Source organism: Shewanella oneidensis MR-1 (genome assembly GCF_000146165.2).
Lineage (GTDB): Bacteria > Pseudomonadota > Gammaproteobacteria > Enterobacterales > Shewanellaceae > Shewanella > Shewanella oneidensis.
Genome location: NC_004347.2, coordinates 3,828,945 through 3,840,537 on the forward strand (window position 1 = coordinate 3,828,945; position 11,593 = coordinate 3,840,537).

General features: G+C 46.4%; 14 protein-coding genes. 3 read left to right on the forward strand and 11 right to left on the reverse strand.

Annotated elements, in window-relative coordinates; translation table 11 throughout:
• Positions 1–10: 10 nt before the first annotated feature.
• The gene (locus SO_RS17145) at positions 11–352 is read left to right on the forward strand and encodes a DUF2956 domain-containing protein (protein ID WP_011073471.1); all 342 of its coding nucleotides are present in this window, start codon (positions 11–13) and stop codon (positions 350–352) included.
• Here the strand turns inward: SO_RS17145 and SO_RS17150 are convergent.
• The 6 genes from SO_RS17150 to SO_RS17175 all read right to left on the reverse strand — a co-directional run bounded on the left by SO_RS17150 (position 349) and on the right by SO_RS17175 (position 4,217).
• Entirely contained in the window at positions 349–717 is a 369-nt protein-coding gene (locus SO_RS17150) for a hypothetical protein (RefSeq protein WP_011073472.1), read from the reverse strand. The genes SO_RS17145 and SO_RS17150 overlap by 4 nt on opposite strands.
• Positions 718–816: 99 nt before the next feature.
• Positions 817–2,286 carry an NAD(P)/FAD-dependent oxidoreductase gene (locus SO_RS17155; protein ID WP_011073473.1) on the reverse strand — a complete coding sequence of 490 codons (1,470 nt, stop codon included), beginning with the start codon at positions 2,284–2,286 and terminating at the stop codon, positions 817–819.
• Positions 2,283–2,636, reverse strand: coding sequence for a winged helix-turn-helix domain-containing protein (locus SO_RS17160; protein ID WP_011073474.1), 354 nt, complete (start codon positions 2,634–2,636; stop codon positions 2,283–2,285). Before SO_RS17160 ends, SO_RS17155 begins: the two co-directional genes overlap by 4 nt.
• A 121-nt stretch (positions 2,637–2,757) precedes the next feature.
• The gene (locus tag SO_RS17165; protein ID WP_011073475.1) at positions 2,758–3,195 is read right to left on the reverse strand and encodes a universal stress protein; all 438 of its coding nucleotides are present in this window, start codon (positions 3,193–3,195) and stop codon (positions 2,758–2,760) included.
• Positions 3,196–3,367: 172 nt separating this feature from the next.
• Positions 3,368–3,799, reverse strand: coding sequence for a universal stress protein (locus SO_RS17170; RefSeq protein ID WP_011073476.1), 432 nt, complete (start codon positions 3,797–3,799; stop codon positions 3,368–3,370).
• Between the two features lie 19 nt (positions 3,800–3,818).
• On the reverse strand, positions 3,819–4,217 hold the full coding sequence (locus SO_RS17175) for a SpoIIAA family protein (RefSeq protein WP_011073477.1): 399 nt from the start codon (positions 4,215–4,217) through the stop codon (positions 3,819–3,821).
• Between the two features lie 199 nt (positions 4,218–4,416).
• Between SO_RS17175 and SO_RS17180 the strand changes: the two genes are divergently transcribed.
• Complete coding sequence (locus tag SO_RS17180) at positions 4,417–5,841, forward strand: coniferyl aldehyde dehydrogenase (RefSeq protein WP_011073478.1); 1,425 nt, start codon at positions 4,417–4,419, stop codon at positions 5,839–5,841.
• Positions 5,842–5,863: 22 nt separating this feature from the next.
• The gene (locus tag SO_RS17185; RefSeq protein ID WP_011073479.1) at positions 5,864–6,472 is read left to right on the forward strand and encodes a TetR/AcrR family transcriptional regulator; all 609 of its coding nucleotides are present in this window, start codon (positions 5,864–5,866) and stop codon (positions 6,470–6,472) included.
• A gap of 88 nt (positions 6,473–6,560) precedes the next feature.
• On the opposite strand, the gene SO_RS17190 is transcribed toward SO_RS17185, so the two are convergent.
• The 5 genes from SO_RS17190 to SO_RS17210 all read right to left on the reverse strand — a co-directional run bounded on the left by SO_RS17190 (position 6,561) and on the right by SO_RS17210 (position 11,586).
• Positions 6,561–7,367 carry a CsgG/HfaB family protein gene (locus SO_RS17190; protein WP_011073480.1) on the reverse strand — a complete coding sequence of 269 codons (807 nt, stop codon included), beginning with the start codon at positions 7,365–7,367 and terminating at the stop codon, positions 6,561–6,563.
• The gene (locus tag SO_RS17195; protein WP_011073481.1) at positions 7,367–7,762 is read right to left on the reverse strand and encodes a curli assembly protein CsgF; all 396 of its coding nucleotides are present in this window, start codon (positions 7,760–7,762) and stop codon (positions 7,367–7,369) included. Before SO_RS17195 ends, SO_RS17190 begins: the two co-directional genes overlap by 1 nt.
• Positions 7,763–7,772: 10 nt before the next feature.
• Positions 7,773–8,180, reverse strand: a complete 408-nt coding sequence (locus SO_RS17200; RefSeq protein WP_011073482.1) for a curli production assembly/transport protein CsgE — start codon at positions 8,178–8,180, stop codon at positions 7,773–7,775.
• Between the two features lie 253 nt (positions 8,181–8,433).
• A complete protein-coding gene (locus SO_RS17205) occupies positions 8,434–10,101 on the reverse strand; it encodes a sensor histidine kinase (RefSeq protein WP_011073483.1) in 1,668 nt (555 codons plus the stop codon).
• Between the two features lie 57 nt (positions 10,102–10,158).
• The gene (locus SO_RS17210) at positions 10,159–11,586 is read right to left on the reverse strand and encodes a sigma-54-dependent transcriptional regulator (RefSeq protein WP_011073484.1); all 1,428 of its coding nucleotides are present in this window, start codon (positions 11,584–11,586) and stop codon (positions 10,159–10,161) included.
• Positions 11,587–11,593 lie beyond the last annotated feature (7 nt).

An 11,593-nucleotide genomic window follows, 5' to 3' on the forward strand; every position in this document is an offset into this window, starting at 1 on the left:
GTGTGAACAGATGAAAACCACTATCTCAACCGAAACCCAGCAAGATGCCTTAGCCATGGCGAAGGCCACTCAAAAACCAGGACAAACCAAAGAACAAACTAAGCTGATTGCCCAAGGGATTGAAAAGGGCATTGCCGAATATAAAAAACTGCAAAAAGCCAAAGCTCGCGAGCGGGATAAACAGAGAAAGCAACAGTTAAGGGCAAAAAACCAACAAGTAAGCGCGGCTGGCGAGATGGATGATGGCGAAGATTTTTCGCTGCCACAGACTCAATTTACTCCTATTGCTTGGGCTGCCATCGCCCTGTTAGTCCTTAGCTGGCTTGGTTTTGGGGCATATATCTTCCTTTAACGAAGGAGATTCGCGCGTATCGTATCAAAGTAGCCAGTCAGCTCCTGTGGTAGAAACTCTTGTGTAATTAGCGCCTTAGTGTCGATATTGCCGGCCCTTAGCTGGACTCGCCCCGTATCGGGCAAAAAGGCCAACTCAAGCCAGTTGGCTCTATCGGGGTAGCCATCGAGTGTTAGGCAAAGCGCGTTATCCCGCTCAATAGCTGACTGACAATCCCAGCATTGGCCGATAAGATCGAGCAGCACTTGCCCGCTTTTCATATCGGTTAATTTTGGCGCGTACACCCAATGGGACATACGCATTTCGTGGGGAATCGTCTCAAGCTTAACGCGGCCCTGTAGGAAAAACTGTTCGGTTGACATCATCGGATCAGCAGAGTAGTTATCGTGTATGAATAAAAATGACTCGGTAATGGCCTGATTAACTCTCTGGATTACTGATTAACCCTCTGGTTTATAAGAAGATTAACTCATTAAGCCTTCTAATTTATTCGCGAGCCGCTTGGCTAAGCCTTTTTGCCAAGCCGCACTCTTTGGACGGCTGTAAAGCCTATCTTCCCATGCAAAAATCTTGTTCATGCCATGATAAGCGAGCCACGGCAAAGGTTCAGGTTCCCAAGGCGTTAATACTTGCTGAATGGGGGCATTAAAAGCCCAAGGCATAGTGGTAAGCGGCGTATCACGCGCTAAGATCAAGTCCACCAACGTGCGGGCAAAAAGATTGGCAGCCCCAACACCTTCGCCGCCGTAACCTCCAATAAGCCCCAATCCTACATTTTTATCGTAAATAGCGTGGGGCGCAAACTGCCGTGCTAAGGCTAAGGTACCGCCCCAACCATGAGTAATTTGCACATCCGCCAATTGCGGAAATAACGCCAACAATAGCTGATAGCGAAAACCAAATTCACCTTTTAACGCCGATTGAGGATCGCTAGCGGGAGATTGGGCATTAAAGCACTCTCGATTAAATCCAAATTCAGTCCGCACTTTAGCACCAAATCCATAGCCGCCACGGGCGCCAAATATCAAGCGGTTATCAGGACTTCGCTGACCATAGGTAACGATGCGGCTAGCATCACTAAAGGTCGCGCGATTAGCTAAACCAATGTCCTGCCACATTTCGTCCGTTAACGGCTCAGTGGCGATCAGTAAACTCTGAACAGGCAAGGTGAATCGACCCAACTCACCCAATTGGCGAAGATAGCCTTCAACGGCGGGCACGACAATTGCGGCGCGCGCACTTCCCTTTGGGGTATGTAATCGGGTTTGTGCCGCCCCCCAGTGCTCGATATGTGTCACTGGAGTCTGCTCAAATATCTTAACCCCTAAGTTTTGTACTACATCCGCGAGGCCACAGACTAACTTTGCAGGGTGGATCCGCGCACAATGGGGGGTATAAAGTGCCGCTTGGCCGTGGGCCATGGAGACTTGTTTATCGAGTTCGGTTTTATCTAGCCAGCGAATATCCGCTTCGCCAAAACCTTGCCTACGCCACTGCGCTAATTCGGCTTGGATATTGGCTAATTGCTCAGGATAACGCGCGGCCACCCGTAAATTGCCGCCATGGTGTAAATCACAGTCGATATGATGCTTGGCGCAAACCGCGGCAACTTCAGCAATGATTTGTTGGATCAAGGCTTTTGCCATTAAGCGCGACTCACCTTGAAGCTGATTAAGATAGGCCACATCCCCACTAAAGCTGCCCATCAACCAACCGCCATTTCGCCCAGAAGCGCCTTGGCCAATGGTATCAGCCTCAAGAATCGCCACAGATAAATTGGGCTGGTATTGCTTAAGATAATAGGCTGTCCATAGCCCTGAATAGCCTGCGCCAATAATGGCGATGTCGGCGGCAATATCATGCTGCAACGCAGGCAAAATGGTCCTTTGAGTTAACTTAGCTTCAGTATCAAACCAAAATCCGCGCTCTTTCACGCCACTGATTCACTTAATGCCACGGTTTCACTTAATGGAGCAACGCCGATAATTGAGGCAATTTCCTCGAAATGAGTATCGACCCAAGCACTGCTGATCGGCCCCCAGGTCAAAATGCGATAATAACCGGTATTATTTCGGCTACCATCTTGGATAAACTCGACACGGATGCCTATGTCTTCAAAAGCGGCGATAGAGTCCTGTAATGTTCGCCGCGGCATTCCAGTCAACTTATTGAGTGATAACAGGTTATGCCTATCATCATCCATTAAATGCGCTAAATATAGCTTACGTAAAAATGCCTTATGTTGTTTCGATATAGACTGAGTAGTAGCAGGTTCAAGGGGCATAAAGAATCAATCCAAATATTGACCAAGTGAATATAAAACTACTGGATATACAGTGAATATAAAACTACTGGATATACAGTGAATAAGAAATAGCCGTTACTCAAATTCCCTAGACTGCTGGTTACTTAACAACCAATACCGGACACTTAGCTAATCTGACAATATCTTGGCTCACATGGTGCTTTAAAAAATCCACTAAACCACTACTGCCATGACTTGCGATCACTACCATACCGACATCGGCTGATTCGGCTAAAATCTCTTCACTTGCATCGCCATGGCGGACGATGCATTTAACCTTTAGTCCTGCAGCTAAGCCCTGCTGCATTTGCTGCTGTAAACTCTGCATTTTTGCCTCGACAAACTCGGCCAGCTGTTGCTCGATCGTCGCCGGAGTGTCGACCGCTACACCATAACAATGGGCACTTCTTGCGGAGCTCACCACATGCAGTAAGCGGATATCTACATGATAAAGATTAGCCATTTCAACGGCGTAATTTAACGCGTGGGCGGCTGTTGCCGAAAAGTCTGTAGGGCATAACACTTCTTGAGTACGCATCATCATATCCATCGCTTAGGTTGAATAGCCCAACACAAGGGCGCATCTTTCTCTTTTTAGTGTGTATTTTATAACAGTAAAACAGGCTAGACCGCTATGGCTTTAAATTAATTATGCTTTAGCAATCAAAAACAAAGGGCGCCTTAGCGCCCTGTTATCTATCAAGTAAAGACTATTTCACTACCAATACTGGGCAAACAGCACCATTGGCGACATCTTCAGCAACATTAGTGTGTAAAAAGTGCGAAATACCAGTCCGACCATGACTGGCAATCACCACCATGCCGACATCCTTACTATTCGCCTCTTCTAAAATCTGCTCGACAGGATCGCCACGGCGGATAAGCGTGGTAATTGGCAACTCAGTCTTAAGTCCCTCGAGTAACGCCTGCATCTTAATTGCCGCCGCTTCCTCCATACTCTTGGCTAACTCCTCAGGAGTGATCGCTAAAATCATAAAGTTTTGATCACCTATGGGTTGATCAACAACGTGCAAAATCTTTAACCCTACATGGTATAGATTTGCCATTTCAATAGCATAGCGTAGCGCATGGGCCGCAGTTTCCGAAAAATCGGTGGGCCAGAGTATTTGACCTGAACGCATAATTTGTTCTCCTTAATGGCTAGTCATCGTGCAACTCTTCTTTTAACCAAGTAATAGCATCCAGTTTGTCGACAAAAAACTTAACCTTGGCTGGCGTTAACCCATTTGCCAGTTTTGCCATCACTTCCTGAAACGTTGTTTTTCCCACAACGGCAATCCGCTCAAAGTGGCGAATATGCTTAACCCCGAGTTTTAGATCATCCCAAGCAGCTTGAAGTTCCCAACCATCAAGTTCAGTGACATCGACTAAGGCATAAATATCAGGATCTTTCACCCCTGCGAGCGCAGCCTCGAGAACGGGCACCATCACCTCATAATCTTGATGAGTTAAGGTGCCAATGGCTTTAAAAGCGACAAAAAAGTCATCGTCACCATAACGCTCTATCCCAACTGAAATTCCGTGCTTTAACAAAGTCATACTTACTCCTTGTCTAACAAGTATCCAGCTCTCAGTGTAAGATTAAAGCCTATGACAGGCCGTGATCTTGCTCATAAATGCACCAGAATGCTTGCACAAAATCACGCAAGTCGCTAGGATAAACCGACTAATCAGTCGGTTTATGTTTTTTTGAACAACAAACGACTTTCTTTTTAAAACTTGTACCCGAGGTATCGCGATGAACATGGCAACAGACCCAACACAAATCTCGCCGTTAACCGAGTTACTCCAACGTCAGCGTGCAAGTTACTTAGCCGCGCCCAATCCTGATTACGCAATTCGCAAAGAACGCTTAACGCGCCTAAAGACTGCTTTGCTCAACTATCAGCAACCGCTAGTAGAGGCGCTGTCTCAAGACTATGGCCATAGATCGACAGACGACAGTCTGATTTCAGACATTATGCCAGTGGTCAACAACATCAATTACAGCTTGAAAAACCTCAAAAAATGGCTGAAACCGAGTCGCCGTCATGCGGGCATTTTGCTCGCCCCAGCCCAAGTCAAAGTGCATTATCAGCCTCTGGGCGTTATTGGTATTATCGTCCCTTGGAACTTCCCCGTGATGTTATCTATTGGCCCCTTAGTCACAGCCATAGCTGCGGGCAACCACGCCATGCTCAAACTCTCGGAATTTACCCCAGCGACCAACAAGGTCATCAAACAACTGCTGACCGAAGTGTTTGATGAATCCCATGTCGCCATTGTTGAAGGTGAAGCCGATGTCGCCGCGCAGTTTTCAGCCCTGCCCTTCGATCATCTTTTGTTTACTGGCTCCACCACGGTTGGCCGCCACGTGATGCGCGCTGCGGCGAATAATCTCACTCCAGTTACCCTTGAACTCGGTGGTAAATCTCCGGTGATTATCGCCCCCGATATGCCACTAGAGATAGCGGTAGAACGAATGATTTATGGTAAGTGTTTGAATGCAGGACAAATATGCGTAGCCCCAGACTATGTGCTTTGCCCTAACGCTAAGGTGAATGATTTTATTCAAGCCTATCAAGCAAAATTTCTGGCCATGTATGGCGAGGTTGCCAAGAATAAGGACTACGGCAGCATTATAAATGCTCGCCAATTTGATCGATTAATGGCTGTGCTTGAGGATGCCAAAACCAAAGGCGCCAAGATTATTTCAGCCTCAAATGAAGCGATAGACAGCCTGAATCGTAAAATCCCCACTCAGCTGATTACCCACACAACTGAAGATATGCAATTGATGCAAGAAGAGATCTTCGGGCCGCTATTACCGATTATCGGTTACGACACCTTAGATGAGGCGATTCGCTACATCAATCTTCGCGCCAGACCCTTAGCGCTCTACGTGATGAGTTTTGATGAGGCAAACCAACAAAAAATCCTCCAGCAAACTCACTCTGGCGGCGTTTGTATCAATGAAACAGTATTCCATGTTGCCGCCGACGATGCGCCCTTTGGCGGCATAGGCCCATCTGGTATGGGGCATTACCATGGCAAAGAAGGATTCCTGACCTTTAGCCACGCTAAAACCGTACTGAGCCGCGGCCGCTTCAATACGGGTAAGTTTGTCCATCCTCCCTATGGCACCTTTATTCAACGCATGTTGATGAAGCTATTTTTACGCTAATACGGCCTAATAAGGAGGGTTCATGACAACACAGTTATCACCGAATGTTGAACATAAACCGATGACAGATAAACGTCAGGCGATACTCGATACCGCATTATCGTTATTTGTCAGCCAAGGCTTTCATGGCACCTCGACCGCTTCGATTGCCAAGCAAGCTGGCGTAGCGACAGGCACACTGTTTCATCATTTTGCAACCAAAGAAGTGTTGATGGAAAGCCTGTTTCTCACGATTAAACAAGAGTTTGCCAATGCGTTATTGCTAAATATCAAAGAAGGGAGCGATCTTAAAGAGCATGCCGAACAGCTCTGGCAGAGCGCGATTGATTGGTCGATTGATAATCCAATCAAACAATTGTTTTTTCAGCAATATTCAATGTCACCTATGATTGCAGCTTCTATCCGCGAGCAAGCGATGAATAGCATCTTAGGATTTATTGCCCAATTGATACAAAAAGGGCAGCTAATGGGATTAATTTCCCACTATCCGATTGAATTAATGCTTGAAAATTGCCACGGACAATACTTGGCAGCCACTCGATACTTTATTGATAATCCTGAGTTGGGCAAAGATAAACATCACCGCGATGCTAGCTTTGCGCTGTTTTGGAAGGCATTACGGGCCGACTAAACCTAAAAACAACCGAGCCAGACTTGTATCTGGCTCGGTTTTGGTAATGTTTAACTGAATGAACAGATATTTAATAAGATTGGTATAATCAGCTTTGGCTTAATTCAGGTTGTTTTTCTATAGGTTGAGACAACTGCGAAGCGCTCCAATAGCCTTGCTTGATGCCCTTTTCGATAAGCTCAGCGACCGCTAACTCAATAGCTTGAAGTACACAAAACTGCACCGGCTCATTGGTGGTAAAACCCACTTCGGCTTCAGCCAAACGGTTCAAACTGGTATAGCGGAACAAGCCCGCACGCATTTCTTGAGACAAGACTCTTTTACTGGTAGAAACCGACATCATCACTTTGCCCGAGTGCACGTCGACAGCACGCAGATAAATCGTGACTAAATCCTCACGGTACATTTCTGACGCGCCAATGCCATAGTATTCCACCCCAGTACCACCGGTACTGGTATTGGTCTCATAGCTGATAATCCCACCTTCTAGCAGCAATCTCGCCGTCGATAACACCGGAATATCTTCGCCCTTAGTGCCGTTTTGCTTATTACTGATTTTGCGCTCAGTTAGCAAGTTTTGCAGGCCTTCACGCTCCACAGGCGTAAACCATTTAGAGTCAATCAAGGTCTGCATCAACATTGACGTAGCCCCTTGAGTGACCGCAGTGGAGAATGAACTCACGTTAGCCTGGGGCTTATATTGCCCTGTTTGGTCTCGGAATGAATATACCGCAACTGGGATCGGAAATTTTGGCCCGGGCTGATTTTGCAACCCCTTCATCACTTCGCTCATCGGATTAACCTGTGCCGAAGTAATATTGAGATCAGGCTTTGGGATCAGGCTGCAAGCAGACATACCAAGCAGCATCAAGGCGATAAAAACAAAACGTAGCATTAGTTTCCGCCTCCAAAGGTTGGCATTTCAATCACAGTGACTTCACCGGTCTCGTTGTTAGTGATAGTCAATATCACCCCAGTGCCAGTGGAAGCCACTTCAATCCGAAAATCCCCCGTGTCATACACACCATCAGTAATCTCACCATCGGCCACACCACGGGTAATGGAGTTGATAATGTTACGCTCTAAGGATTCTTTAAAGCGGGTAACAAAGTCTTTTTCGGTCGAGGTGGCTTGATTATCGTTTTGCGCCTGCGCTTTATTGAGCAGGAAAGTACCATTGAGCGGATTACCACCAAAGCTGGGATTGACTGGCGTATAGATTAATTCGGTAGCTTGGCTGGTATGCGCTATGCAAAGCATAGCTAGCGTAAGTAACGTCCTGTAAGTCATTATTATTATCCTATAAGTCGTCCGATGTTCCTGAAAAATCACCCGTAATCGCATTCGCTCTGATCAGAGCTAAGTAATCAATCGTCAACAAAATGGCCTGCTCTGCGCTCTCCTTAACCGGATTGGCTCGGCGACCAAAATGCGTGCTATAGATGCGGGTACCATTCACCTCTAAGGTTAAAACGGTTCCGGCCTGCGGGAACACAGTTTCATACAAGGTCACATTAACGCCTTGAGTAAACGGCAGTTCTCGCCAATAACTCGCATAGTAAAAACCAAAATCCTTACCAAAGCGGGTTAAGGTTCTGTCTATCACCAGTCCACTGATTTCAATGTCATCATTGGCTAACGCACTAGGAGCGCTCACAAACAGGAACGAGCATAAAATCCACAACAACCGCGGCGTTAACGATTTCACCTATCCCTCCTTATGAGTTAATGCTTAAACGAGGCTCAACAGCCTTAAGCTCAAACGCGTTAAAACTTGCGCCCAAAGACTTAACATTTGGCACTCATTTTCACAAAAGGAGGTTAACAGGATTGAAGATCCTTAGTCATTACACCAAGGAGCAAATTAGTCCGAAAAGCTAAGGTAAAAACCGCAAAATAGCCCATTTGGGTAATGCGTTAGAATGAGAAATGAAAACTATTGATACAAACCCAAATGAACGCTATTGCGGCAACCAAAGCAGTACCGATAAGCCGCCTTCAGTGCGGTTGTGCATACTGATGCTACCGTCATGGGCTTCAATAATTTCACGGCAAAGCGGTAAGCCTAAACCTGTACCCGATTGTTTTGTTGAATAAAAAGGCAGCAGGGCTTGCTCTAAGACTTCCTCAGACATTCCACTACCACGATCCTCTATCTTGATACTAAAGCCGCCGCCATCAACCATCTTCTGATAACGAATCGACAGTGTTACCTCTTCAGGATTTGAGCCAGATTCATGGGCATTTTTAAGTAGGTTTAACAAAACTTGTTCCATTTGTCCCTGGTCAACATAACCATCTTCTATCGGCAACTCATGGGTTAATGAGAAAGGATAATGCTGTGTCAACTGCTCAATAAGCTGAGACCACGCTACTTTACGTCGCTGTGGTAAAGGCAACTTAGCAAAGCGGGCATAGTTGTAAATAAACTGGCTAAGATGATTAGTACGACTTTCAATGGTATCAAAAATCAGCTTGAGCTTTGGATTATCGAGATCTTTCGTTAGCAAACGCCCCGAATTCACCATAGAAGCAATAGGCGCCACCGAGTTATTCAGTTCATGGCTGATAATACGGATGACTTTTTTCCATACTGCCACTTCCTGACGATTAAGCTCGCGGGTCATCTGCTTGAGCAAGATTAAATTATGCTGTTGGTTATTCAGTAAAAACTGTCCACGACTCAGATACCAAGTCTCAGCATCATCCTCCCCCATGGTAAAGAGGCCGCTCTTTTCCTGCTTCAGCGCTAAAGCAAGGGCTTCAGGTAATTCTTGCAGCAGTTCCTCAAGGCTCAATCCCTCCATTTTGCCTTTAATCTGAAATAAATGCCGAGCTGCATCATTGGCATACATCAGCCTCTGATGGTCATTTAACAGCAACATGACATTGGGGGAGCTTTGGATCACTTTATCGAGCAATAACTCCCGCTGATAAATATATTGCCGCTCTTGGCGTAACTTTGCCGCTGAATGATTAAATAGCTCGGCCAATGTCTTAAGTTGCCCCTCGCCGTTTGTAGGAATGCTCACACTAAAGTCATTATCATTAAAGTTAAGTAATCCAACTTCTAGCGCATCGAGACTTCGGGCTAAATGTCGCGTAAACCATGCGACTCCCAAAGCGCAGACGCTACAGGCAAGCAAGATAACCAACACCAATTCAAATATTGGCGGTGTATGCTCAGCCTGCGGATCTAATGACAACGGTGGCAATTTACTCTGCTCCACCACAGGTAACGCCGGCACCATATTGGCAGGATGGGGAGCAGGGTTAAATAGTCCTTGCTTAAGCAGCTCTAGCTTGTAGAGCTTAATTTGCAGTTGCTCTTGCTTCAGCTGTTCTAATTTTTGCAGTTCATGCTTAATTTGATCGGCTCTTAAGCGTTCCTGCAATGAAAACGCCTGTTGAAATTGTTCAGTATTTTTTATTGCGGATTCGATGGCTGCTACCGAATCTTGCAATTGTGCTAAATCCAGTTCGGGGAGCTGGACATCGGGTAGTGTCGCAGGCGTAGCCACTTCAGGGGACGATGTGGAAAAAAGGTACTTCATGGTAGCAAGGGTGAGCAAGACACCAAAAGCACAACAAACAGTTGAATAGATAACTAATTTTGTTCTCAGCTGCACCTTAACTTCCACCTAATTGCCACGTTTATTCACAACTCGCCTAAAGTCACTTGGCCGTTATTTTTCGAGACCAAACTTATCCATACGCCGATATAACGCCTGCCGACTCAAGCCTAAGGATTTTGCTACCCGAGCAATCACACCATTATGTTGCTGTAAAGCCGCTTCAATGTCTTCACGGCTAACATCCTGTGCCTCACTGTGGATCTCGGAATAAAAAACGGACTGATGGGATTGCGGCTCAAAAGCCGCGGCTAAATGCGCAGCTTGTCCCAATGCAAATGCATTTGTTGCACTTAACTGACGCGCTTGGACTGGCGGTAAACCAAAATCCGCTTCTGTTAACACGCGGCTTTGAGCTAATAGAGCAGCACGTTTACAGGCATTTTCTAGCTCGCGCACATTACCCGGCCAACGGTGCTGCAATAGTGCCTGTTGGGCGGGTTTACTCAAGCTAAAACCCTCCCCGACAAAATGCTTCACTAAAGGCAGAATATCATCGATACGCTGATTCAGTGGCGGCAAGGCCAACTCAATCACATTTAGGCGGTAAAACAAGTCCTCACGAAAGCGGCCTTCGGCAATATCTTGGGCAAGATCGGCATTGGTCGCACTGATCACCCTCACCTTCACCTTTAAGGTTTTATGGCTACCTAAACGTTCAAACTCCCCCGTTTGTAATACCCGCAGCAACTTCACTTGGCCAGAAAGCGGTAAATTGCCAATTTCATCTAAAAACAAGGTACCACCATCGGCAGCCTCAAAACGACCCATTCTGGCTTTATTCGCGCCAGTAAACGCCCCTGCCTCGGCACCAAAGAGCTCGGCCTCAAGCAATTCCATTGGCAAAGCCCCCACATTAACCTTAATAAAAGGTTTGTTTTTTAAGGGAGAATTAGCGTGAATAATATCGGCAAGCTTGTCTTTACCGGCACCATTTGGGCCGGTGATCAACACGGATACATCGGAGCGCGCCAGTTGTAAGGCTAAGTCGATACAGCGCTGCATTGCACCGCTACCAAAAACAATCCCGCACAGTTCCGCATCGGCAATCGCCACTTGGCGCTGTGAATTCACCCGCTCGAGCTGATGATTTGTGCAAGCAAGTTTATAGAGTGCAACTAAATTCGTAATACTATTGAGTAACTTAGCATCATCCCAAGGCTTACCCATATAATCGGCTGCGCCCACTTTAACCAACTCGACGGCAGTTTCGAGCTGCGTCCATGCCGTCATTAAAATGATTGGCAAATCAGGTTGCCGCTCACGTAATGCATAAAACAGCTGTCGTCCTTCTTCCCCTGAGGTGGTATCGCGGGTGAAATTCATATCTTGGATAACAAGATCAATATCGTGGGCCGCGATCAGGTTAAGGGCATCATCTGGTGTATGGCAAGTTAACACCTGATAACCATTGATCTCCAGCATTAATCCTAACGCTTGGCAGATGGCATGGTTATCGTCGACAATCAGAATAGTGTCCATTTTAAAA